The following is a 23,017-nucleotide window of genomic DNA, read 5'->3' as shown; positions in this document are numbered from 1 at the left end:
CACTACAACGTTTTCGGCATCGAGGAACGACCTCGATCGATCAAAGGAGATCTCGTGCAACGTCCTCTCGCGCCCCGCCGTCTGGCGGTGGTCTCGGCGTCCGCCGTGGCCGCTGCGCTCCTCCTCAGTGCCTGCCAGACAGGCCCGGCCGCCTCGACGGGCGGTCAGCTCGAAGCCACCGACGACGGCACGACCGTCACGATGTGGACCCGGTCCGCCACCAGCGACTACACCCAGGCACTGGTCGACGCCTACAACGACAGCCACGAGAACCAGGTCGAGCTGACGGTGGTCCCTTTCGACGCCTACCAGCAGAAGGTCGCGAGCGCTGCAGGTGCCGGCCAGCTGCCCGACATCGTCTCGTCCGACGTCGTCTTCACCCCCGACTACGTCACCAAGGGGCTCTTCCGCGACCTGACCGCGGAGATCGACGCGCTCCCCTTCGCCGACGACCTCGCCGAGGGACACATCGCGGTGGGCACGTCGGCCGACGGCAAGAAGTACGCCGTCCCGCACGACATCGACCTCTCCGCGGTGTTCTACAACAAGGTGCTCTTCGAGAAGGCGGGACTCGACCCCGACTCCCCGCCCACCGACCTCCCCGGCTGGTTCGAGGCGGCCAAGGCGATCGACGGGGTCGAGGGCGCTGACGGCTTCTACTTCGGCGGCAACTGCGGCGGCTGCATGCTCTTCACCACCTGGCCGAGCATCTGGGCCGACGGCGGAGAAGTCCTCAACGACGACGGAACCGAAGCCGATCTCGACACCGACACAGCCGGCTCGGTCTACGACCAGTACCGCACGGCGTGGGAAGACGGTCTCGCTCCCGAAGCGGCCCAGACCGAGACCGGCGCCACCTTCGGCACGGCGTTCGGCACCGGCCAGATCGGCTGGCAGGTCCTCGGCGCCACCGCGTACGGGACCTACCCGAAGTCCGACACCCTCGACGTCGGCATCGCCCCGGTGCCCGGTGTCGACGGCGGCGAGAGCACCTTCCTCGGCGGCGACACGCTGAGCATCGCGTCGACCAGCGAGAAGGCGGCAGCTGCCTGGGACTTCTTGTCCTGGACCATCGGCGACGAGGCCCAGATCGACGTCGTGGCCAAGAGCGGCGCCTTGCCTTCTCGTACCGACCTCGCTGACAACGAGTACTCCGAGGCCGACCCCAACGTCGCCGAGCTGTCACGCCTCGTCTCCGTCGGCCAGACCCCCGTCTCGGCCGCCTTCGGCTCGACCTTCAACGACGCGAACGGCCCCTGGACCGCGTACGTCCGGAACCAGGTCTTCGGTGACGCCGCCGAGCGAGGCGCCGACAACGACGCCATCTCCGCAGCACTGAGCCAGTGAGCACCAGCCGGCGGGGCCCAGCATCCTGGGCCCCGCCGGCCCTCGTACGCCACCCCCACCACAAGTCAAGGACGACCATGGTCACTCTCGCCGCGCCACCAGACGCCAACCCCAGAACCACACGACGCTCCCGGGCAGGCACCTCAGCCCACCTCGCCGAGCAGCGACGCACCGGGCTCCTCTTCGCCGCCCCCACCGCTCTCGTCGTCGGGGTGGTCTTCGTCCTCCCGCTGGGGCTGCTCTTCTGGATGTCGCTGAACGACTGGCCCCTCATCGGCGTCTCGAAGCCGAACTGGGGAGCCAACTTCGCGGGCCTCTCCGACCCTCTCTTCGTGAAGGCTGCCGGGTTCACGCTCGTCTACACGATCGTGACGACCGTCGTGCTCAGCGCGATCGCCCTCGGCCTGGCACTGCTCATCCAGCAAGCTCGACCCGGGACCGCGCTGTACCGCACCGCGTTCTTCATCCCCGCCGCCATCGGCATCTCGTCGAGCGCCCTGATCTTCTACGGTCTCTACACGCAGCCGACGAGCGGCCTCAACGAGCTGCTCGCGACCTTCGGGATCGGGCCGGTGGCCTGGATCGCGACCCCGGCGGGCGCGTTCTGGTCGACCCTCCTGCTCGTGATCTGGAGATTCTCGGGGTTCTTCATGCTGATCCTGCTCACAGGGCTGCAGGCGATCCCCGACGAGGTCTACGAAGCGGCGCGTGTCGATGGCGCGGGGCCGATGCGGACCTTCTGGTCCGTCACCGTGCCGCTGCTGCGCCCGTCCCTGGCGTTGATGCTCATCCTCTCGGTCACGGGCAGCGTGCTGGCGTTCGACCAGTTCTACGTCCTCACGAGCGGCGGGCCCGACAACTCGACGGTGACCCTCGTGATCGCCCTGTACCGCAAGGCCTTCGTGCAGTACGACCTCGGCACCGCCGCCGCCCTGTCGGTCGTCGTGCTCGCGTTCCTCCTCGTCCTCAACCTCGCCCAGTTCGCGCTCCTCCGGCGCGACAACACCAAGTAGGCGGCCGACCGTGAAACTCCGACGCACTCTCGGCGCCACCGCCTGGCACGTCGTCTCGATCGTCATCGCCGTGGCCTTCCTGCTGCCCCTCGCCTGGACCCTCTGGTCTTCCCTCACCGACTCGGGCGCCTCGCCCGACGGCGGCTTCGGGTTCGCCAACTACAGCCGGGTCGTGGACTACGGCAGCGGCCTCGGCACGTACGTGCTCAACACCGGCGCCGTCGCCCTCATGACCGTCGCGGGCGTGCTCGTCGTCTCCGTGCCCGCCGGCTACGCCTTCGCCCGGCTCACCTTCCCGGGCAAGAACGTGCTCTTCGTCCTGGCCCTGGCGATCCTGATGGTGCCGTACGCGACGATCCTCATCCCCCTGTACGTCCTGCTCGGCTGGATCGGCCTGCAGGACAGCCTCGTGGGCCTCGCCCTCGTGCTGGTGATGCTGCAGCTGCCCTTCAGCCTGTTCATGATGCGCAACTCGTTCGAGTCCCTGCCCAGGGAACTCGACGAGGCCGCCTACGTCGACGGCTGCACCAGCCGGACCGCTTTCCTCAAGGTGCTCCTGCCGGGTACCGTCCCCGGCGTCGTCACCGTCTGCCTGTACGCGTTCCTCGCCTCCTGGAACGAGTTCATCGCACCGCTGATCTTCCTCACCGACGGATCTCGCTTCACGCTGCCCGTCGCCCTCGTCAGCCTCCGCAGCGGCAGCCTCGGCCAGGTCGACTACGGAGCGCTCCAGGCCGGCGTCATCGTCTCGGCGATCCCGTGCTTGTTCCTCTTCCTCCTCCTCCAGCGGTACTACGTCCGCGGATTCACCTCCGGCGCTCTGAAGGGCTGAGCCATGACCGACACCATCAACCACACCACGGACCACCAGGCCGACGCGATCGCGGCCGCTGGCCGCGGCCGTCCCTCGCGCCCTGCGCCGCTGGACGCCGTCACCGTCGACGACACGTTCTGGTCGCCCCGCATCGAGACGGTCGTCGCCGAGACGATCCCGTTCCAGCGCCACCAGCTCGACACGGTGGGGCACCTGCACGCGCTCCGCCACGAAGAGCTGGTCGGCGACCCGGTGCCGCACATCTTCTGGGACAGCGACGTCGCCAAGTGGATCGAGGCCGCGAGCAACAGCCTGGTCGACCACCCCGACGCCGACCTCGACGCCCAGCTCGACGACGTCATCGCTCTCCTCGCCGCCGCGCAGGAAGACGACGGCTACCTCAACACCTACTTCCAGACCATCGACCCCGCGGGCCGCTTCACCGACCTCCGTGACGCCCACGAGCTGTACTGCGCCGGGCACCTCATCGAGGCTGCCGTCGCACACCACGCCGCGACCGGCAAGACCAGCCTCCTGGACGTGGTGCGCCGCTACGCCGACCTCATCGAGGCGGTGTTCGGCCGCGGTGACGGGCAGCTCCGCGGATACGACGGCCACGAGGAGATCGAGCTGGCCCTGGTCAAGCTCGCCGGAGCGACGGGCGAGCAGCGGTACCTCGACCTCGCCTCCTACTTCGTCGAGGAACGCGGCCGTGAGCCCTACTTCTTCGACCTCGAGGCCGAGCGGCGAGGCACGTCCGGCTGGTTCGGCGACCACTTCCCCGGCCCCGACCACCCTGGCCGCAGCCGTGAGTACCTCCAGGCCCACGCCCCGGTCCGCGAGCAGTCGGAGGCGGTGGGCCACTCCGTCCGGGCTATGTACCTGTACTCGGCGATGGCCGACCTGGCACGCGAGCAGGGCGACGACTCGCTGCTCGAGGCGTGCCGTCGGCTGTGGGACCACCTCCTCTCGCGTCGCACCTACGTCACCGGCGGGATCGGGACGAGCGCGGTCAACGAGGGCTTCACCGAGGACTTCGACCTGCCCGACGCCACGGCGTACGCCGAGACCTGCGCCGCCATCGGCCTGGCCATGTGGGCCCAGCGCCTGCTCCGCATCGACCGCCACCGTCGCTACGGCGACGTGCTCGAGCTGGTCCTCCACAACGGCGTGCTCGCGGGGCTCTCGCACGACGGGCGGTGCTTCTTCTACGACAACCCCCTGTCCAGCCGGGGCGGCGTCGGACGCCACGAGTGGTTCGAGGTGGCTTGCTGCCCGCCCAACGTCGCGCGCCTGCTGACCTCCCTGGGCTCCTACGCCTACGCCTTCGGCGACGACGAGCTCGTGGTGCACGTCGCCGTCTCGGGCGAGGTGCGCGTGCCGGTGGGGGGCGAGGAGGCGCGCGTGACGATCGACGCGGACGTGCTCGGCAGCGGGCGCGTCGAGCTGAGCGTCGAGCACCCCTCGTCGTCGCCGTTCACCGTGACCCTCAGGGTGCCAGCCTGGTCGGCGGCCTCCACGCTCACGGTCGCCGGCGAGGACGTGGACCTCGCCGACGAGGCGATCCTCGGCGACGACGGCTACGTCAGCGTCACTCGCAGCTGGACGGCCGGCGACCGCGTCGTGCTGCAGCTCGACACGACGCCGCGCCGCCTGCGTCCCGACGCCCGGCTGGCCGACCACGCCGGTCAGGTCGCCGTCGCGCGCGGCCCCCTCGTCTACGCCCTGGAGGAGGTCGACAACGGGGCCGAGCTGCAGATGCTGGCGCTCCCCCGAGACGCGGAGCTGAGGACGGGTCGCCTCGGTGACGTGCACACGGTGCAGGCGGCCGGCATCCGGACGCAGATCCCCGGCACGGGGCTCTACCGCAGCGTCGATCCGGTCGAGCAGCCCGCCGAGCTCGTCTTCGTGCCCTACTTCAGCTGGGCCAACCGCGGCGAGGGCGAGATGCGCGTGTGGGTGCGTGACGGGCGATGAGGACGGGACGGGACGGCGGCCGAGATGGCTGACCGTCGTCCTCCAGACCGCCCCGCGACGCTCAAGGACGTCGCCGCGGCCGCGGGCGTCTCGATCGCGACGGCGTCCAAGGCGCTGCGAGGCGGATACAAGGTCAGGGCGGACACGCGCGGGCGGGTCGAGCGTGCAGCCGCGGCACTCCGCTTCACGCCCACCCGGCTCGACGCGAACCGCCCCCACGGGCGCTCGGGAACCGTGGGGCTGATCACTCACGATCTCGAGGGGCGGTTCTCGATCCCCGTCATGATGGGCGCCGAGGACGCCTTCGGGACCGGCGGCATACAGGCCTTCCTCTGCGATGCCCGTGGGGACGCGAAGAAGGAGAGAGAGCAGGTCAGGGCCCTGCTCGCGAGGAGGGTCGACGGCTTCATCGTCGTGGGCGACACCACCAACCCCCGCCCCAGCCTGGGCCGTGACCTCAGGGTGCCCGTGGTCTACGCCTACTCCCCCAGCGCCGACCCGACCGACATCAGCGTGGTGAGCGACGGCTACGGAGCAGGACGCCTGGCGATCGAGCACCTGCTGGACTCCGGTCGACGCCGCATCGCCTACGTGGCAGGAGACCCCAGCTTCGCTGCGGCCGTGGATCGCGCCGCCGGAGCCGGTGAGGCGATGGCGAGCCGCGGCCTGCAGTTCGTCGGCGGGGGTCCGTTCTTCGGGGACTGGACGGAGGCGTGGGGCCGTCGCGAGACGCGCCGCCTGTTGGCGAGCGACACGGAGATCGATGCGATCGCGTGTGGTGCCGACCAGCTCGCACGGGGAGTCCTGGACGCACTTCGTGAGACGGGAAGACGAGTGCCGACCGACATCGCCGTGATGGGCCACGACGACTGGCGCCACATCGCCACCCAGGCGCGTCCGCCGCTCTCGTCCATCAGCATGGACCTGGAGGAACTCGGGCGGCTGGCGGCCCGCCTCCTCTTCACCGCGATCGACGGCGGGGGCGGGGCCGGCGTGCACGTCGTGCCGACTCGCCTCGTGGTCAGGGGCTCCACCGCGCCCGCTCCGGCACCGGAGGTCCAGCTGCCCGCGACAGGACGGCGACCATGACACGGACCTCTCTCGAGGCTCCCGGCGCTCCCGACGCCGTGAACTGCGTCTACGCCTCCGTCTTCGAGGCCCCGTACCCCGCGCGGACGACGGTGGCCGTGGCCGGCCTGCCGCTCGGGGCGCGGATCGAGATCGAGGCCACCGCGTCGATCTGACGTGGTGGCGTCCTCAGGAGGATCCCGTGCCGAGCCCGCTGTTCTCGGACCCCGGCCCGGCGGGTCGGCTGGGTCGGCTCGTCAGGCGCGCCCGGATCGCCATGGGCCTCCGGCAGGAGGACGTCGCGAGGCGCTGTGAGATCGCGACCGCGACGCTGCGGCGCATCGAGACCGGCCAGGGCACAGGGCCTAGTGTCTTCGTCGTCGTGCGTCTGTTCCGCGAGCTGGGACTCGAACTGGGCAGGTTGGACGAGCTGATCACCCCACCCCCGTCAGGAGAACCCCGAGAGGAACGACCATGACCACCTTCGCCCTGCTCGACCAGGCCCGGATCGACGACGGCGTCCTGGCGCTGCGGCCCGACTACCGGGTGTCCCTCCTCGCCGTGTCGGGTCTCACGCCCGGCGACAGCGACCAGGCGACCGATGATCTCCTGAGCGCCGCCGAGGAGCGAGCTCGCGCGCTGCTCTCCGCCTCGCCCGTGGAGGAGCTGGCGCACGTCGCGGCCTGGCGAGACGCCTACCGCAGCTTCGGGGCCAAGCCCCAGCGCACCCGGAACAGCCTCGAGGCGCTCCTCCGCCGCGCCGAAGGCGGCCTGCCGCGGGTGAACAGGCTGACCGACATCTACAACGCGATCTCCGTCCTGCACCAGGTTCCCCTGGGCGGTGAGGACCTCGACCACTACGTCGGCGCACCCCACCTGACCCGCGCCTCCGGCGACGAGGACTTCGACACGACCGCCGGCGGCGCCGACGTGACCGAGCACCCCGACACCGGTGAGGTCGTCTGGCGCGACGACGCCGGCGTCACCTGCCGTCGCTGGAACTGGCGCCAGGGTCGGCGGACGCAGCTGCGCGACAGCACCACGAGCGCCCTGTTCATCCTCGACGCCCTCGCGCCCATGACCGACGAGCAGCTCCGAGCCTCGACGGACGACCTCGCCACCCACCTGTCGAGGCTCGGGCCCGACGTGCTCGTCGCGTCCCGCACCCTCGGCGGCACGGCGACCGCCTGACGGGCTCCGGCGCAGGACCTGCCCATCGGACCTCGACGCGACTAGGCCGAGTCCCGGACGACGAGGCGGACCGGGCCGGCGACGACGCCGGGAGAGGGCGCCCCGCCGATGGCGTCGACGAGGTGCTGAGCAGCAGAGCGGCCCAGCTGCTCGAGCGACATGTCGACGCTCGTCAGGGGCGGCCGCGACTCGCGGACCAGGAGGTCCCAGTTGTCGAAGCCGATCACGGAGATGTCGCCCGGGACGCTCACGCCCTCGTCGCGCAACGCGTCGATCGCACCGCGGGCGATGTGGTCGCTGCCGCCGATGATCGCGTCGACGGGCTCGCTGCCCCGGACGAGGAGGCGCGCGCAGTCCCTGCCCCACCCCTCGCCCCACTGCCCGAAGAGGGACGTCCCCCCGACCAGCTCGAGCCCGGCTGCGGACAGGGCCTGCTGGACGCCCACGGCCCGGTCGCGAGCCGCGGCGTACGAGGCCTCGCCGTTGACGAGGGCGATCCGCGTCCGCCCCTTCTCGATGAGGTGCTCGGCGGCCAGCCGTCCGGCCTGGACGTTGTCGGGGGTGAACGAGGCGTCCGCGGGGTCGCTGGAGGGTGCGTAGACGTAGACGACCGGGACGTCCGCGAGCAGGGGGACCGGCGGACGCGGGTTCGTCGTCCGACCGACGATCAGCAGGCCGTCGACCCGACGCGTGAGCAGCGTCTGCAGGTGCAGCTGCTCGCGCAGCGCGTCGTCCCGGGCGTCGGCGAGCAGCACCGACAACGAGCCCGAGCCGAACGCGTCCTCGGCGCCCAGCAGCACGGGCAGGACGAACCGGTTGTCGAGGTCGCTCGTGACCATCCCGATCGTGCCGGTCCGGGCCGAGTTCAGCGCCTGCGCGAAGAAGTTGGGCGTGAACGAGAGCGCCGCAGCGGCCTCCTGCACCTTGACCCGGGTGGATTCCCGCACCTGCGCCCGGCCGTTCAGGGCCTTGGAGGCGGTCGCGACCGACACCCCGGCAGCTCGGGCGACGTCAGCCAGCGTGACGGGGGCCGCCGCCTTGCCGCCTCCTGCAGTGGTCATGTACCGAAAATAGTTCACAAAGTGATTGACGAGCAAGTCATGCCCGTGTAACTTCGCACCCGAAACCAGTTTCGGTCTCTTTGCTCTCGACGATGAGCGCCCTGTGCTGCACCTGCCGGGCTCTCTGACAGAGCATCCGCAGCAGTTCAGAGAGGAACCTCCTGTGATCTCGTTCATCCGCAGCAAGCGCACCGCCGTCGCGGTCGTCGGCCTGGCCGCCGCGACCCTCGCCCTGACCGGCTGTGCCGGCGGAGCAGGCGGCGGCTCGACCGACGCCGCGACCGGCACCTACACGTTCTGGGACCCGTACCCCCAGTTCGACGACTCGAGCGACTGGGCGAAGCTCATCGAGAAGTGCGGCACGGAGGCGGGCGTGACGGTCGAGCGCACCGGATACGACACGTCCGACCTCACCAGCAAGGCGCTGCTCGCCGGCCAGCAGGGCAACTCGCCCGACCTCCTGCTCGTCGACAACCCGGTCGTCTCGACCCTCGCCGAGGCAGGCCTGCTGACCGACACGGACGAGACGGGCGCCGACACCTCGGAGATCGAGGCGAACATCCTGGCCGCCGGCCAGCTCGACGGGAAGACCTACGGCGTCCCCATCGGCGCCAACACCCTCGCGCTCTACTACAACAAGACCGTCCTCGACGCCGCAGGCGTGGACCCTGCGTCGATCACCGACTGGGACAGCCTGACCTCCGCTCTCGAGGCGGTCTCCGCCTCCGGCGGCAAGGGCATCACCTTCTCGGGCATCGGGACGGAAGAAGGCAGCTTCCAGTTCCTGCCCTGGTACTGGGGCTCGGGCGCCGACCTCACCGAGCTCGACTCGGACGACGCCGTCTCGGCGCTCGCCCTCTGGACCGACTGGGTCGAGAAGGGCTACGCCCCCAACTCGGTCATCAACAACACGCAGACGACGAGCTGGCAGGAGTTCCTGACCGGCGAGTACGCCTTCAGCGAGAACGGCACGTGGCAGCTCGCCGGCGTCAAGGAGTCGGGCATCGACTACGGCATCATCTCGATCCCCTCGAAGGACGGCGGCGCAGCCCCCGCACCGACCGGCGGCGAGTTCCTCACCGTCCCCGTCCAGAGCGACGACGCCCGCTACGAGGTGAGCGAGAAGATCCAGTCGTGCCTGACGAGCACCGACAACCTCGTCGCCACCGACACGACGCTGTCCTACGTGGCCCCCACGAAGGACGCCCAGGCAGAGCAGGTCGCCACCGACCCCGACCTCGAGCCGTGGGTCACCGCGGTCGCCGACGCCAAGGGCCGCACCAGCGACGACCTCGGCACCGACTACCCGAAGATCTCGGAGCAGCTCTGGAAGGCCGTGCAGAACAGCCTCAGCGGGTCGTCCGACCCCGAGGCAGCCCTGCAGGAGGCGCAGCAGGCCGCCGCGTCCGCCACCGAGTAGTCCCCGCACCGCCACCGCATCACCCCACCCACCGCACCGGGCACCGCCGGACGACGAGGAGCAGCACCATGAGCACCGACACGATCGAACGTCGCGAGGCACCGCCCGGGGGAGGTCGGCCCTGAGCCCCGACCTCCCCGGCGGGGGGCCTCGACGCCCGCGACGACGCGGACCGGGGGCCTCCCAGCTCACCGCCTGGGCGTTCCTCGCCCCGGTCGTCGCCTACCTCGCCGTCTTCTACGTCTGGCCGCTGGTCCGCAACGTCGACCTGTCGACGCACGACTACACGGTCCGGTCGTTCATCGACGGGACGGCGCCCTTCATCGGGCTCGAGAACTTCACCGACGTCTTCTCCAGCCCGACCTTCGGGCCGGCCCTGGTGAACACCCTGCTCTTCACCGGCGTCTCGATCGCCTTCCAGTTCTCGATCGGCATGGCCCTGGCGGTCTTCTTCTTCCAGAAGTTCCCGCTGTCGTCGACCCTCAGGGCCCTGTTCCTCGTGCCGTGGCTGCTCCCGTTGATCGTCAGCGCCTCCACCTGGTCGTGGATGCTCAACAGCGAGAGCGGCGTCGTCAACTCCGTCATCCGCACGCTCGGCGGCGATCAGGTCAACTGGCTCACCTCGCCGCAGTGGGCACTCACCAGCGTGATCATCGCCAACATCTGGATCGGCATCCCGTTCAACCTCGTCATCCTCTACAGCGGGCTGCAGAACATCCCCGGCGACATCTACGAGGCGGCGGCGCTCGACGGCGCGAACGCCTGGCAGGTCTTCTGGCGCATCACGTTCCCCCTGCTGCGCCCGGTCTCGGCCATCACGATCCTGCTGGGCCTCGTCTACACGCTCAAGGTCTTCGACATCATCTGGATCATGACGCGCGGCGGGCCCGGCGACGCCTCCACCACCTTCGCCATCTGGTCGTACCAGCTCGGCTTCGGCTCGACCCTCCCCTCCTTCGGACCCGCCGCCGCGGTCGGCAACCTGCTGATCGTCATGGCGCTCGTCTGCGGGTTCGTCTACCTGCGAGTGCAGAGGAAGCAGGACCAGTCGTGAGCGCCACCGTCCGGCCCGCCGCGGCCCCCACGTCCGCCGCCCGCCGCGCCTCCTCGAGCCGCGCCGGCCGCCGCAGCCTCGCCACCACCGTGATCGGGGTCGTGCTGACCGCGATCATGCTGTTCCCGATCTACTGGATGATCAACGTCTCGTTGACCCCGACCGCGCAGATGCGGCAGAGCCCGCCGTCGTGGTTCCCCTCCGCCCCGACGCTCGACGGCTACCGTGCCGTCGTCGCCGAGCAGCTGCCGTTCCTCGGCACCAGCCTGCTGGTCGGCCTCGGGACCGTCGTCGTCACCGTCGCCCTGTCGGCACCGGCCGCGTACTCCCTGGCCAAGCTGCGGCCGGTCGGAGGAGGCGCGCTCAGCTTCGTGATGATCGTCGCGCAGATGATCCCCCAGGTGATCATGGCGATGGGGTTCTACGCGATCTACCTCAACCTCGGCATCCTGAACCAGTGGTGGGGCCTCGTCATCGCCGACTCGACGCTGGCGGTGCCCTTCGGGGTGCTCATCTTCACGGCGTTCATGCGGGGCATCCCCGACGAGCTGATGAGCGCCGCGAAGCTCGACGGAGCCGGCGCGTGGCGCACGTTCCGTTCGGTCGTCCTGCCCGTGAGCCGCAACTCCGCCGTCACCGTCGGCCTCTTCGCCTTCCTCTGGGCGTGGTCCGACTTCGTCTTCTCGTCGACCCTCAACAGCGGCGGCGACGCGCAGACCATCACGCTCGGCATCTACCGCTACATCGGCAACAACAACCAGGAGTGGAACTCGATCATGGCGACCGCCGTGGTCGCGTCGATCCCGGCGACGGTGCTGCTCGTCGTCGCCCAGCGCTACGTCGCGGCCGGCGTCACCGCCGGGGCCGTCAAGGACTGACGCCTGCACCGCGGACACCAGCCGCTCCTCCCCCGACTCGCTCCCCTCCCTCACCACCCGGAGAACCCCGTGACCACCACCGCGCCACACGCCCACACCGCTCCTGCCGCTTCCCGAGACGGCCACGCCCGTCGCTTCGCCGGTGCCGTCTCGCCGTCCACCTCGACCCTCACCCCGCTCGACGCGACCGAGATCCGGCTCACCGACGGCTTCTGGGCCGAGAAGCAGGCCCTGAACGCCGACGTGGTGCTGCGGCACTGCGAGGACTGGATGGAGCGCATCGGCTGGACGGGCAACTTCGACCGTGCCGCCGCCGGCCTGGGCGACCCGAGCACCCCGTGGGAGCACTCCGGCATCGAGTTCGTCGACTCCGAGGTCTACAAGCTCCTCGAGGGCATGGCGTGGGAGCTGGGGCGGGAGCACGACCCGGCCCTGCAGGCACGCTACGACGCCCTCGTCGACCGCGTGGCCGCGGCGCAGGAGGGCGACGGCTACCTGCACACGAGCTTCGGCCGTGCCTGGCAGCGACCACGGTGGAGCGACCTCGAGTGGGGCCACGAGCTGTACTCGATGGGCCACCTGCTGCAGGCCGTGGTCGCCGCCGAGCGCACCGGCGCCTCGCCCCGCCTGGTCGAGATCGGTCGGCGTCTCGCCGAGCACCTGTGGACCGTCTTCGGCCCCGAGGGCCGGGTCGCGATCTGCGGCCACCCGGAGGTGGAGGTCGCCCTGGCCGAGCTCGGCCGCGCCCTCGACGAGCCGCGCTGGATCGAGCTCGCCCGACTCTTCGTCGACCGCCGCGGACGGGGCCTGCTCGGCCAGATCGAGTACGGCGCCGAATACTTCCAGGACGACGTGCCGGTGCGCGACGCCGGCGTGCTGCGCGGGCACGCCGTCCGCGCCCTGTACCTGGCCGCCGGTGCGCTCGACGTCGCGGTCGAGACCCGCGACGACGAGCTCGCCGACGCGGTGCGCCGACAGTGGGAGGCGACGGTCGCCACCCGGACGTACGTCACGGGCGGGATGGGCTCGCACCACCAGGACGAGGCGTTCGGCGCCGACCACGAGCTGCCGCCGGACCGCGCCTACTCGGAGACCTGCGCGGGCATCGCGTCGACGATGCTCTCCTGGCGCCTCCTGCTCGCAGACGGCGAGGCCCGGTACGCCGACCTCATCGAGCGGACCCTCCTCAACGTCGTGCTCGCGTCGCCCCGCGACGACGGGCGCGCGTTCTTCTACACGAACACGCTGCACCAGCGGTCCGAGGGCGTCGAGCCGGACGAGGACGAGCTGAACGCCCGCGCGCTCTCGAGCCTCCGGGCGCCCTGGTTCGAGGTGTCCTGCTGCCCGACCAACGTGGCGCGCACCCTGGCCAGCGTGGAGCAGTTCTTCGCGACCCGCAGCTCCGACGGGGTGCAGCTGCACCAGTACGGCAGCTACGACGTCGACACCGTGCTCGACGACGGCACGCCGCTGGCGCTGTCCGTCGCGAGCGGATACCCCCTCGACGGGCGCGTCGAGGTGACGTGGCGCGGCGACGTCGAGCGCGAGGTGGAGCTGACGCTCCGTGTCCCCTCGTGGGCCGACGGCGCCCCGGCCACGGTGGTCCTGCCGGACGGGGAGGTCAGGCAGGCCCAGGGCTCGACGACCGTCGTCCGCCGCCGCTTCTCGGCGGGCGACGTCGTCGTGCTCGAGCTGCCCGTCGTCGCCGAGTGGGTGCTGCCCGATCCCCGGATCGACGCGGTCCGCGGCCAGGTCGCCGTCCAGCGGGGCCCGCTCGTGCTCGCGCTCGAGTCGGTCGACCTGCCGACCGGCAGCGTCAACGACGTGCTCGTCGACACGACCGTCGACCCGGTCACCACGTCCGTCGGCGCCAGGGTCGAGCTCTCGCGCAGCCGCACGCCCGCGAGCGGGTGGCCCTACGGCCGTGCTGCGTCGACCGCCGGGTCGCTCGGGAGCGTGGAGCTCCTGCCGTACGCCGCGTGGGGCAACCGAGGCCCGTCGACGATGCGCGTGTGGTTGCCCGTGGACGACCTCGAGGCCTGACGGCGAGCGAAGGCGCCCGCCCACTGAAATCACTTCAGGTGCCCACATTGCTTAAATTGCAAGCTCGTGTGAGTCTTACTGAAAGCGGTTTCGGACAATGCCGTCCTCGACGGCGCCGCTCGTCCACGCAAAGGAGCACAGGATGAGAACGAAGAAGAAGTCGACAGGGGCCGCTCTCGGCCTCGGCCTGAGCGCAGCGGTGGTCGCAGCGCTCCTCACCCCGGGAGCGACCGCCAGCGCGGCCGGGAACACGCTCGTCGTCGACGCGGCGACCAGCATCAGGCCGGTCACGTACGTGGGGGCGGGCGGGCTCTACGCGGTCGCGACCGACACCGACCCCGCACCCGGCCTCCTGACGCCGCTGAAGCTCAAGCAGCACACCCAGCCAGCGCCCGGAGTCCAGCAACTCGGCAACGGCGCCACGGTCCCGTCGGGCGACATCCTCAAGACCGCCCCGGCGTTCACCCGCGACGGCGCCCAGTCCTACGCGCGGATGCCCGACGTCTACCCGAACTTCCCCTACCGCTGGATCAGCTGGGAGGACTGGACCCAGAAGATCGACACGATGGTCAAGGCGCGCGTCGACGCGGGGTCGACCACGAACATCAACGGCTGGGAGCTGTGGAACGAGCCTGACGGCACGTGGGACACCGCCAAGGCCGGTCCGTTCCTCGACGGCTGGACGCGCACCTACCGACAGGTGAAGCTGCAGGACACGACCACGCCGATCGTCGGCCCGAGCTACAGCCGCTACTACCCCGACCTGATGCGCGACTTCATGGCCCGGGCCAAGGCCGACGGCACCCTGCCCGACGTCGTCGTCTGGCACGAGCTCGAGGACGAGACCTACAACACCGTCGACGAGCACGTCGCCGACTACCGGGCCATCGAGCGTTCGCTCGGCATCAGCCCGCGACCCATCTCGATCAACGAGTACGGCTCCCCCAGCCAGATCGACACCCCCAGCGTCGCGGCGCACTACATCGCCCAGTTCGAGCGCACCGGCATCAACGACGCCGAGCGGGCCTACTGGTACGAATCCGGCACCGTGGGCGGGCTCGTCTGGAACAACCGCCCCACCGGCTCGTACTGGCTGTACAAGTGGTACGGCGAGATGGCCGGCAACATGCTGGCGGTGACGCCCTCCGGCGATCTCGACGGCTTCGCCTCCTACGACTCGACCCGCAAGGTCGTCAACGTCGCCCTCGGCGGCACCTTCGGCGACAACGCGGTGCAGGTCAAGGGCCTCGCCGGCTTCGGCACGCAGGCCAGGGTGACGGTCAACTACACCCCGCGATCCGGGCGCATGACCAACGTCTCCGCACCGACCCAGGTCTCGAGCACGACCGTCCCGATCGTGAACGGCGCCGTCACGGTCCCGATCACGAACCAGGACTACCTCGGCGCCTACCAGGTGGTGGTCACTCCGGCCGCCGGCCCGACCACGCCCTACCAGCAGGTCTACGAGGCGGAGAACGCGACGGTCGTCAACGCTCAGCGGCTGACCTCGACCGGTGCGTCCAACGGAGGATACGTCGGCCGGATCGACGGACTGGGCGACGGCCGCTCGAACAGCTTCGTCGACTTCATCGTCGAGGTCCCCGCCGCGGGCAGCTACGCGCTCACCACCCGCTACGCCAACGGCGGCGCGGCGACCTCCACCCAGGGGCTGGCGACGAACGGCAGCGCGTTCCGGGACGTCTCCTACGCGCCGACCGGCGCCTGGGGCCGCTTCGCCGACTCGGCCGCGACGCCGGTCACCCTCAAGGCCGGCTACAACGTGATCCGGCTCGCCAAGGGCTCGCCGAACTACGCCGGCGGCTCGGGCTTCGCCGAGATCGACTCGATCACGGTGCGGCCCCGCTGAGGCCCCGCGCCCGAGGGTGCTGACAGGAACGAGTGGGAGTCCCCGTGTCCCCGGGGGGCTCCCACTCGGGACGTCGACGTGGTCGGCCCCTAGAGTCGAGTGACCGACACGTCCCCTCACGACGGGAGCGACATGGCACTCCGCATCACCGCGGCCACCACGAAGGTCGGCGTCGTCCTGGTGGCAGTGATCCTCGGCCTCGCCCTCGGGTTCCTCATCGTGTTCCTGCTCGGCCCCACGGCAGGGGCCCTCACGCTCCTGGCCGTCACGGTCGCGACGGTCGTCTTCTGCGGGCGGACCTTCCGGGCGGACGACGAGCCGACCGCGCCTCCTCGTCCGGCCTGGCGCCTCACCGGCGGGGTGACCTCCAGCGTCGTCCTGGCGGTGTTCTTCACGGTCCAGGGGCTGAGCACGGTCCTCGCCCTGTCCGCAGGCGACGGCGGCGCCTCCGACACGGTCCTCTCCGCCGTGGTCTACGCAGCCCTCGCCGCGGCGTACGTCCTGTCGGCCGTCAAGCAGCGGGCAGGCCGGCAGCGAGCAGGCCGGCAGCGCGAGCAGAGCCCCCGCCTGCGCTGAGGCGCCGCTCGTCGGGCGGGGAGGTGTCCCGTCTCGTTCCGAGCATCCCGTCGCGTCCTGGCGAGACGGGATGCTCGGAACAGGACGGGACATGACGTGCTCGGCAGGCCCGGCCGCTACCCTCTGAGCCATGACCGCAGACCGCGTCCTCGCGCCCGAGCCGCCCGCCGACGGGGCGAAGCCGAAGGGGCCCGCGTCGTACTTCCCGAGCATCGAGAAGACCTACGGGCGCCCGATCCAGGAGTGGCTCGACCTCGTGAACGAGCGGCTCGACAGCGACTCCCACATGCAGGTCGTCGCCTGGCTGAAGTCCGACCACGGCATGGGCCACGGCCACGCGAACGCGATCGTCGCCTACGTACGAGCCGCCCGCGCCTGACCCGGTGCGCGGGCGACCCGACGCCCCGACCTGCTGGTTGCACGAGACGTGATCGGCCGCCACGGGGAAGGGAGCACTACGGTCGACCCGTGATGCGAACGGTGATCCTCGTGGGCGTCGCGGTGGCGGTCGTCATCGCCGTCGTCGCGATCGTGCTGGGCGTGAGGGACATCCGCGCAGACCGGTCCATGTCACGCCGAACGCTGTCGGCGTACTGCGCAGCGGGCGTGGTCGCGGCCGCCGTCATCGCCTACGCCGTGCTCTGACGCCCTTGCTGAGGTCAGAGCGCGACCGCTGACCCGAACCGAACCGAGCCGAGCCGGTCCTACGGCCGGACCGCCGCCTCCTCGTCGGGCGCGACGTCCTTCTGCACGGCGAACTGGGTGCGGTGCAGCTCCTCGTAGCGGCCGGCCGCGGCGAGCAGCTCGTCGTGCGTGCCGCGCTCGACGATGGAGCCGTCCTCGACCACGAGGATCAGATCGGCGCTGCGGATGGTGGAGAGGCGGTGGGCGATCACCATCGCCGTCCGCCCCTCGAGCGCCTCGCTCAGCGCCGCCTGCACGGCGGCCTCCGAGGTCGAGTCGAGCGCCGCGGTCGCCTCGTCGAGGATGACGACGCGAGGCTGGGCCAGCAGGAGGCGGGCGATCGTCATGCGCTGGCGTTCGCCTCCTGAGAGCCGGTAGCCCCGCTCCCCCACCATCGTGTCGAGCTGGTCCGGCAGCGAGCGGAGCAGGGCCTCGAGCCGTGCGCGACGGACGGCGTCCCACACCTCGTCCTCGGTCGCCTCCGGCCGCGCCAGGCGCAGGTTGCTGAGGATGGTCTCGTGGAACAGGTGGCCGTCCTGCGTCACCATGCCCAGGGTGTGGCGCATGGAGGCGAAGGTCACGTCGCGCACGTCGGCGCCGGCGAGGCGCACGGCACCGCTGTCGACGTCGTACAGGCGCGAGAGCAGCTGGGCGATCGTGGACTTGCCGGCACCCGACGTGCCCACGAGGGCGACGGTCTGTCCCGGCTCGATGCGGAACGAGACGCCGTGCAGCACCTCCTCGCCGCCGCGGGTGTCGAGTGTCGAGACCTCCTCCAAGGAGGCGAGCGACACCTTGTCGGCGGACGGGTACGCGAACCGGACGTCGTCGAACTCGACGCTCACCGGGCCCTCGGGGACGGAGGTGGCGGCCGGCTTCTCCTGGATGAGCGGCTTCAGGTCGAGCACCTCGAAGACGCGCTCGAAGCTGACGACGGCGCTCATGATCTCGACCCGGGCGCTCGCGAGGCCGGTGAGCGGCACGTAGAGGCGGGTGAGGAGGAGCGCCAGGGTGACCACCTCGCCGGTGTCGAGCTGGCCGGCGAGGGCGAGGAAGCCGCCGAGTCCGTAGACGAGCGCGAGGGCCAGGGCGGAGACGAGCGTCAGCGCGGTGACGAAGACGAACTGCAGCAGGGCGCTGCGGACCCCGATGTCTCGGACACGGGCGGCGCGGACGCGGAACTCCTCCGCCTCCTCGTCGGGACGGCCGAAGAGCTTGACGAGGGTGGCGCCCGGGGCCGAGAAGCGCTCGGTCATCTGGGTGCTCATCGCGGAGTTGTGGTCGGCGGCCTCACGGCGCAGGGCGGCGAGGCGGCTGCCCATGCGTCGTGCGGGGATCAGGAAGATCGGCAGCATGATGACGGCGAGCACCGTCACCAGCCAGGAGGTGCTGAGCATGACGATGAGGGTGAGGACCAGCGCGACGACGTTGGTGACGACGCCGGAGAGCGTGCCGCTGAAGGCCTGCTGGGCGCCGATGACGTCGTTGTTGAGGCGGCTGACGAGGGCGCCGGTGCGGGTGCGGGTGAAGAACGCGATCGGCATCTTCTGGACGTGGTTGAAGACGGCGGTGCGGAGGTCGAGGATGACGCCCTCGCCGATCCGGGCCGAGAACCAGCGTGTCAGCAGCGAGACGCCGGCGTCGGCCACGGCCACGACGGCGATGAGGACGGCGAGCCGGACGATCATCGACACCTCGCCCTTCGCGACGATGACGTCGACCACGCGGCCGGCGAGCACCGGTGTCGCGACGGCGAGGAACGCCCCTACGACGGAGAGCGCGATGAAGACGACGAGCTTCGCCCGGTAGGGCACGGCGAACGTCATGATCCGCTTGACGGACTCGCGCGAGATGCCGTGCTTGCCGTCCCTCGCGGACGAGATCTTGTAGAGCGAGCTCCAGGCCGCGCCTTCCATGCTCATGGGTGGTTCCTTCCGTGGGGTGCAGGCCCGACGTCTGCGGCGGGCCGCCCCGGGGTCGCGGTTCTCCCCCTGGGCGGCGCGATGGGGGCACCACGAGTCAACTCGGGTAGAGCGGGATGTGTGGCCCCCACAGGAGTGTGGGCAGTGAACGCGATCTGGCTCCCCGGTTGGTGCGAAATGAGAAACTGACCAAGCCACTATTAAGCGCTGGGCCATCGCGATTGGCCGCAATTAGTAGGTGGATGGACGAGGACCTCTCGGATGGACGCCTCTCCGTTTACGCCCTCGTACTCGGGGCGTTATAGGAGTGAGGAGGCCAATTGGACGCACGCAAAAGTTGCGACCACGAGCAGACAGTTCGAGCCTGTTTGGCGACCAAGCCCGGCCGGAAAAGTTTGTCGGGGATTCGACGGCGCCCGTCCCCTCGCGCCAGTGTGTGGTCGGACCCTTGAGTCCAGTTTGCGCCATGGCTGCCTACTCAGTATACGAACTGAGCCGACTTCAGGAGCAACCGTTCGTAGTAATTATCACTCGCGTTCCAGGAGAACATCGATGCTCCATATCGGCCTCCCCGCAGCTTTTCCACGCTGGTGGCCGAATACCCAGGGCCCATAGCTTTAGCAATTTCGATGGCAGAAGCACCCGGGAAAGTTGGGAGGCTCAGAAGCAAAATCGCTCGCGCAGTTTCGTCTTCCTGGTGCTGTTTGCCCCGCTCCACGAGCTGCCCAGCTCTGGAGAGCAAGGCGTTCTTGAGATCGCTGGAAGTCGTGGGCTCTGAATATCGCCTCAGGAGTGTCAGGACACCGAATGCGTCGAGGTCCGCTACCTCGGTTCCCCGCCGTTCCAGAATTGAGGTCAACGTCTGATCCGATACGTCTGGGTCAAGATAGATCAAACAATCCAGAAGAAACAGCGTGTGGGCTCCAAAGGAACTCTCATCACGAATAGCACTCAATTGGGCTATGACCTCGCGGCGAACATGCCCCTGGAAATGCGACACGTCCAGCGTCCCAAACTTCTGAAGTTCCAACTCTCCGAGGCAAGCAGCAACCATTCGAGTCAGCTTTACGCTGTGGGAGACGGATGGAGCGCCAGAATATATAAAGATGGCAACATCGACGACCTCAGTGAGGTAACTCACCAGAAGCAGCCTAGCTCTATGCGCGGCCCTTCTGTCGCCCGACTTCTGGGCTTTCTCTAAATACGTCCTATATTTAAGCACAGTCGCATCTCGACGATGCCCCAGTTCATACAGATATGAGTTCGCCAGTTCTCCATGCTTTAATTCTGTGTCGATGAGCAGAGCCTTGTAATCAAGAATCGCTTTCTTTGCCGAGAAGAAGAAGTCGACTGACATGTCGTTATCTTCCGGATCGAAAACAAGTTTTGTGCGTGCCGTCAAATCGGCTCTCATTCGACTTTTCGCAACAGACATGTGCGATGCAAGGGGAGTATCATATCTCAGTTGCTTTTCGTCGTTCAAGTGCAGTTTAAATATAGCCAGTTGAGCAGCGAGGACTTCCTCAATCAACTCGCTTTTCTGAGGATCAGCCAGAAACATAAAGTAATCATCTACGTAGCGCATTATCTCGTAATGGACACCCCGGTTCAGACCTCGGTGGCTGAGTTCACGCTCAACTCGGACGTCGATCTCTTGAAGAATGATCTCGGCAAATATACGCGACAATTCCGGACCAATAATAATTCCGCTCGTCTCAGCATAATTCAGGTACTGCATGAGATGATCGAATTTGCCCCCGAAAGTGGCGCCTGTCTGTTTTTGCCTATTCTTACTGGCGTGAACGCCATTTGTCACCCATGAGAGCGTATGCGTGTAAACACTGTCAAAGCATTTTGAGACATCTGCTCGCAGCAAACGAGGGTACTTCCGCTCGCATGCTTGAAACTCCGGGGACGAGTAAAATCGATTTATATTACTGTAACTACGATAACTAAAGTATGATGAAACATGAGAGTATTCGAGATCTGACTGCTCGACACCTAGCGGTTTTGACTCTTGTAGACCACTGAAAACGGAATCACGCTTTGACTGCAATCGGGCAACTCGGTGAGGGTGCCTAATCGAAAAGCTGCTTCTATTAGTGAAGTAGAGTATGGAATCGCGATTGTCATGAATAAACGACGCCATCTGCACCATCGAATGCGGATGGGGAATGGCCAAATTGCGCGATTTACCGTTGTTGCGCCTCGACCGAAACTTGTACGGATGGCGAAGGTCAGACTTCGGCCCTCCGCCCGACGCCAAGTTAAATTCCCGTCGATTTGGTTGACTGCCGGGGTTGGCAACAAGCACGCCCGGGCCAAGTTGGATCGGGTCGAAAATCAGCGCAAGCCACAGCTTTGCAGGGCTATCAAGGCGCTGTTCCAAGACTGAAAAGGAGTGCTTGTCTCCCCACTTGAAGTCAAGGCGTCGGAGAAACTTGTACATCCGCGAGATGTCGAATGGCAATGGAATCTCATAAGGAAGAATCTCTGACGTCAATGCGCGAAGTGAGTCCCGTTTAGCCCGTTGATACTTCATTAAGCTACTCCAGTCCACACTTTTGTAACCTGGTCAAGGCGCCTTTGTCGATAGCGAATAAACGGCCTTGTGATGAACATTTCTGCGAACGAGATGGCTCCCAGCTTTGCCAGAACTTGATCACTCATCTTCGACGAGTGGTCCTTGAGGAACCCCTCCAAGATCGCATCAAGTTCCGCGAATTCCTTGGCACCAGTATCCAGAGCACTATTCGAGTGATACAGGCCAATGGCCACCTTGCTTTTGGAGTTCATTAACCTAGTGTTACTGGCAAGATACTTCACTCGATCTACTAGCAAGCCATCATGCCCGTGATTGGGCGTAGCAGAGTTTGGACTAGTCGAAAGCCACTGATTGAGTGCAAGTTCAAGCCGGGTCCGCCGCCGATCCTTCCGCGCGGTAGTCAGGCTAGTTACAAGGGCTTTCGAGTCACGATGGAATCGGTATCCGAGGTATTCGATGTGTTCCGCAGGAAGATAGCTCCCGTCCTCACCAGCCACTACATCATGCGTCTTGCCACTATTAATTGCCAAGCTCAGCGATGAAAGATCAGTTAATATGGATTGCTTGACGGCCTGCAGAATGCTTTCACTCTCCAGGATCAGCACCATATCGTCAACGTATCGTGCGTAGAACAAGACACCCGGGTGAGCCTTGAATCGAGAATCGAAGTCCGACATGTATAGTTCGGCGAGTTGAGAGCTCATTCCAACCCCCCTCGGGAGCCCAATGGCGCTGCCCAAAAGAGCTTCGTATTCGATAAGAAGGCGACGCACCAAATCGATGGTGAGACGATCGATATCAGGGCGCCCGATGACCTTCCCCAAAAGGACGTCATGCGGAATCGACTCAAAGAAGTTTTGAACATCAATTCTGTAGACCGCATGCTTATATTGCTTGCCTAGCGCTTCTTTTAGCGCTCGGACGATGCTATTTCGGCTCGAACCAGTCACAGACGTCGAGTTCTTAAGTACGTTGGAAGCCTGCCGAGCTGGGACCTGGACATCCAATCGACTAGCAATAATATATGTTTGCTTTTTCGCCATTACCGGGCCGGGTCTTAGGTCGAAGGTAAAGGTCTTTTTTACTATTTTATCTTCAAAAGCCGTCAAAGCGTTATGCATGGCCAACTCGACTGCTGACTCCCGGTCGAGCCGCAAAGCTCTACGCTCCTCTTTGTATTTTGCTTTCAACAGGTCGCGAATTGGATCGCCTTTCGTGTACCTGCTCATCGCGAGCAGGAACATGCGACGCCGTTTCTGCAGTGCTCTGGTAGTTCGCCGGACTTCGCGGTCTTGGCGGCTGAGGTCATTGCCGCGTTCATTTTGGCGCTCCACGAGGCGAATGAAGCTTTCGAGCGTGTAGGGCGGAGGGATCACAAGGCCACCTGACCTGTACGGAGAAATTTGGGAGTAGATGAACCTTAGTCACGAGAGGGTGCCGACAGGGCATCTTTCCGTTGGTCGCGCAGGCTGGTCAGCATGGCCACTATGGAGCCTCTCAACGCATTGCACGAGGGGCTCCGCCCTGTGCTGACAAAGTCGCTTCAGGTGTCCAACC

At 67.5% G+C, this 23,017-nt stretch carries 20 protein-coding genes; 16 read left to right on the top strand and 4 right to left on the bottom strand.

Going from position 1 to position 23,017, the window contains the following annotated elements:
* The first annotated feature begins 54 nt into the window (after nucleotides 1-54).
* The 8 genes from ACZZ97_RS00365 to ACZZ97_RS00330 all read left to right on the top strand — a co-directional run bounded on the left by ACZZ97_RS00365 (nucleotide 55) and on the right by ACZZ97_RS00330 (nucleotide 7,410).
* Nucleotides 55-1,347: an ABC transporter substrate-binding protein gene (locus ACZZ97_RS00365; RefSeq protein WP_463471859.1), complete on the top strand. Its 1,293-nt coding sequence runs from the start codon at nucleotides 55-57 to the stop codon at nucleotides 1,345-1,347.
* A gap of 77 nt (nucleotides 1,348-1,424) precedes the next feature.
* Complete coding sequence (locus tag ACZZ97_RS00360) at nucleotides 1,425-2,360, top strand: carbohydrate ABC transporter permease (RefSeq protein WP_463471858.1); 936 nt, start codon at nucleotides 1,425-1,427, stop codon at nucleotides 2,358-2,360.
* Nucleotides 2,361-2,370: 10 nt separating this feature from the next.
* Nucleotides 2,371-3,192: a carbohydrate ABC transporter permease gene (locus tag ACZZ97_RS00355; RefSeq protein WP_314100708.1), complete on the top strand. Its 822-nt coding sequence runs from the start codon at nucleotides 2,371-2,373 to the stop codon at nucleotides 3,190-3,192.
* A gap of 3 nt (nucleotides 3,193-3,195) precedes the next feature.
* Nucleotides 3,196-5,151, top strand: a complete 1,956-nt coding sequence (locus tag ACZZ97_RS00350; protein ID WP_463471857.1) for a glycoside hydrolase family 127 protein — start codon at nucleotides 3,196-3,198, stop codon at nucleotides 5,149-5,151.
* A 24-nt stretch (nucleotides 5,152-5,175) separates the two neighbouring features.
* Nucleotides 5,176-6,240, top strand: coding sequence for a LacI family DNA-binding transcriptional regulator (locus tag ACZZ97_RS00345; protein ID WP_314100706.1), 1,065 nt, complete (start codon nucleotides 5,176-5,178; stop codon nucleotides 6,238-6,240).
* Entirely contained in the window at nucleotides 6,237-6,395 is a 159-nt protein-coding gene (locus tag ACZZ97_RS00340; RefSeq protein ID WP_463471856.1) for a RidA family protein, read from the top strand. The genes ACZZ97_RS00345 and ACZZ97_RS00340 overlap by 4 nt, the downstream gene beginning before the upstream one ends.
* Nucleotides 6,396-6,421: 26 nt before the next feature.
* A complete protein-coding gene (locus ACZZ97_RS00335) occupies nucleotides 6,422-6,697 on the top strand; it encodes a helix-turn-helix domain-containing protein (RefSeq protein WP_463471855.1) in 276 nt (91 codons plus the stop codon).
* Nucleotides 6,694-7,410, top strand: a complete 717-nt coding sequence (locus ACZZ97_RS00330) for a B3/B4 domain-containing protein (protein WP_463471854.1) — start codon at nucleotides 6,694-6,696, stop codon at nucleotides 7,408-7,410. The genes ACZZ97_RS00335 and ACZZ97_RS00330 overlap by 4 nt, the downstream gene beginning before the upstream one ends.
* 41 nt (nucleotides 7,411-7,451) lie before the next feature.
* On the opposite strand, the gene ACZZ97_RS00325 is transcribed toward ACZZ97_RS00330, so the two are convergent.
* Nucleotides 7,452-8,471 carry a LacI family DNA-binding transcriptional regulator gene (locus ACZZ97_RS00325; RefSeq protein ID WP_314100703.1) on the bottom strand — a complete coding sequence of 340 codons (1,020 nt, stop codon included), beginning with the start codon at nucleotides 8,469-8,471 and terminating at the stop codon, nucleotides 7,452-7,454.
* A 163-nt stretch (nucleotides 8,472-8,634) separates the two neighbouring features.
* On the opposite strand from ACZZ97_RS00325, the gene ACZZ97_RS00320 reads away from it, so the two are divergent.
* The 8 genes from ACZZ97_RS00320 to ACZZ97_RS00285 all read left to right on the top strand — a co-directional run bounded on the left by ACZZ97_RS00320 (nucleotide 8,635) and on the right by ACZZ97_RS00285 (nucleotide 16,954).
* Nucleotides 8,635-9,891 (top strand): sugar ABC transporter substrate-binding protein, encoded by a 1,257-nt coding sequence (locus ACZZ97_RS00320; protein WP_463471853.1) that lies wholly within the window; start codon nucleotides 8,635-8,637, stop codon nucleotides 9,889-9,891.
* Nucleotides 9,892-10,270: 379 nt separating this feature from the next.
* On the top strand, nucleotides 10,271-10,945 hold the full coding sequence (locus ACZZ97_RS00315) for a carbohydrate ABC transporter permease (protein WP_463471852.1): 675 nt from the start codon (nucleotides 10,271-10,273) through the stop codon (nucleotides 10,943-10,945).
* A 116-nt stretch (nucleotides 10,946-11,061) separates the two neighbouring features.
* Nucleotides 11,062-11,823 carry a carbohydrate ABC transporter permease gene (locus ACZZ97_RS00310; protein WP_463473739.1) on the top strand — a complete coding sequence of 254 codons (762 nt, stop codon included), beginning with the start codon at nucleotides 11,062-11,064 and terminating at the stop codon, nucleotides 11,821-11,823.
* A 69-nt stretch (nucleotides 11,824-11,892) separates the two neighbouring features.
* Nucleotides 11,893-13,866 (top strand): glycoside hydrolase family 127 protein, encoded by a 1,974-nt coding sequence (locus ACZZ97_RS00305; RefSeq protein WP_463471851.1) that lies wholly within the window; start codon nucleotides 11,893-11,895, stop codon nucleotides 13,864-13,866.
* A 142-nt stretch (nucleotides 13,867-14,008) separates the two neighbouring features.
* Nucleotides 14,009-15,733: a CBM35 domain-containing protein gene (locus ACZZ97_RS00300; RefSeq protein ID WP_463471850.1), complete on the top strand. Its 1,725-nt coding sequence runs from the start codon at nucleotides 14,009-14,011 to the stop codon at nucleotides 15,731-15,733.
* 132 nt (nucleotides 15,734-15,865) lie between these two features.
* The gene (locus tag ACZZ97_RS00295; RefSeq protein WP_463471849.1) at nucleotides 15,866-16,309 is read left to right on the top strand and encodes a hypothetical protein; all 444 of its coding nucleotides are present in this window, start codon (nucleotides 15,866-15,868) and stop codon (nucleotides 16,307-16,309) included.
* Nucleotides 16,310-16,439: 130 nt separating this feature from the next.
* Nucleotides 16,440-16,688, top strand: a complete 249-nt coding sequence (locus ACZZ97_RS00290) for a DUF4287 domain-containing protein (RefSeq protein WP_463471848.1) — start codon at nucleotides 16,440-16,442, stop codon at nucleotides 16,686-16,688.
* An 89-nt stretch (nucleotides 16,689-16,777) separates the two neighbouring features.
* Entirely contained in the window at nucleotides 16,778-16,954 is a 177-nt protein-coding gene (locus ACZZ97_RS00285) for a hypothetical protein (protein WP_314100695.1), read from the top strand.
* 59 nt (nucleotides 16,955-17,013) lie between these two features.
* Here ACZZ97_RS00285 and ACZZ97_RS00280 read toward each other — a convergent pair whose 3' ends face one another.
* The 3 genes from ACZZ97_RS00280 to drt3a form a co-directional block, all read right to left on the bottom strand.
* A complete protein-coding gene (locus ACZZ97_RS00280; protein ID WP_463471847.1) occupies nucleotides 17,014-18,915 on the bottom strand; it encodes an ABC transporter ATP-binding protein in 1,902 nt (633 codons plus the stop codon).
* 478 nt (nucleotides 18,916-19,393) lie between these two features.
* A complete protein-coding gene (drt3b, locus tag ACZZ97_RS00275) occupies nucleotides 19,394-21,457 on the bottom strand; it encodes an antiviral reverse transcriptase Drt3b (RefSeq protein WP_463471846.1) in 2,064 nt (687 codons plus the stop codon).
* The gene (drt3a, locus tag ACZZ97_RS00270) at nucleotides 21,457-22,836 is read right to left on the bottom strand and encodes an antiviral reverse transcriptase Drt3a (RefSeq protein WP_463471845.1); all 1,380 of its coding nucleotides are present in this window, start codon (nucleotides 22,834-22,836) and stop codon (nucleotides 21,457-21,459) included. The genes drt3b and drt3a overlap by 1 nt, the downstream gene beginning before the upstream one ends.
* Nucleotides 22,837-23,017 lie beyond the last annotated feature (181 nt).

Source organism: Frigoribacterium sp. AC512 (assembly GCF_979258295.1).
Note: the sequence above shows the minus strand (reverse complement) of the source record. Positions and strands in the feature narration are given on the sequence as shown.

What these genes read in the sequence shown, in the direction of transcription:
- ACZZ97_RS00360 (WP_463471858.1), top strand. Translation starts at nt 1,425, where the DNA reads ATGGTCACTCTCGCCGCGCCACCAGACGCCAACCCCAGAACCACACGA.
- ACZZ97_RS00300 (WP_463471850.1), top strand. Translation starts at nt 14,009, where the DNA reads ATGAGAACGAAGAAGAAGTCGACAGGGGCCGCTCTCGGCCTCGGCCTG.
- ACZZ97_RS00340 (WP_463471856.1), top strand. Translation starts at nt 6,237, where the DNA reads ATGACACGGACCTCTCTCGAGGCTCCCGGCGCTCCCGACGCCGTGAAC.
- ACZZ97_RS00345 (WP_314100706.1), top strand. Translation starts at nt 5,176, where the DNA reads ATGGCTGACCGTCGTCCTCCAGACCGCCCCGCGACGCTCAAGGACGTC.
- ACZZ97_RS00290 (WP_463471848.1), top strand. Translation starts at nt 16,440, where the DNA reads ATGACCGCAGACCGCGTCCTCGCGCCCGAGCCGCCCGCCGACGGGGCG.
- ACZZ97_RS00325 (WP_314100703.1), bottom strand. Translation starts at nt 8,471, where the DNA reads ATGACCACTGCAGGAGGCGGCAAGGCGGCGGCCCCCGTCACGCTGGCT.
- ACZZ97_RS00310 (WP_463473739.1), top strand. Translation starts at nt 11,062, where the DNA reads ATGCTGTTCCCGATCTACTGGATGATCAACGTCTCGTTGACCCCGACC.
- ACZZ97_RS00330 (WP_463471854.1), top strand. Translation starts at nt 6,694, where the DNA reads ATGACCACCTTCGCCCTGCTCGACCAGGCCCGGATCGACGACGGCGTC.
- ACZZ97_RS00280 (WP_463471847.1), bottom strand. Translation starts at nt 18,915, where the DNA reads ATGAGCATGGAAGGCGCGGCCTGGAGCTCGCTCTACAAGATCTCGTCC.
- drt3b (WP_463471846.1), bottom strand. Translation starts at nt 21,457, where the DNA reads ATGAAGTATCAACGGGCTAAACGGGACTCACTTCGCGCATTGACGTCA.
- ACZZ97_RS00350 (WP_463471857.1), top strand. Translation starts at nt 3,196, where the DNA reads ATGACCGACACCATCAACCACACCACGGACCACCAGGCCGACGCGATC.
- ACZZ97_RS00295 (WP_463471849.1), top strand. Translation starts at nt 15,866, where the DNA reads ATGGCACTCCGCATCACCGCGGCCACCACGAAGGTCGGCGTCGTCCTG.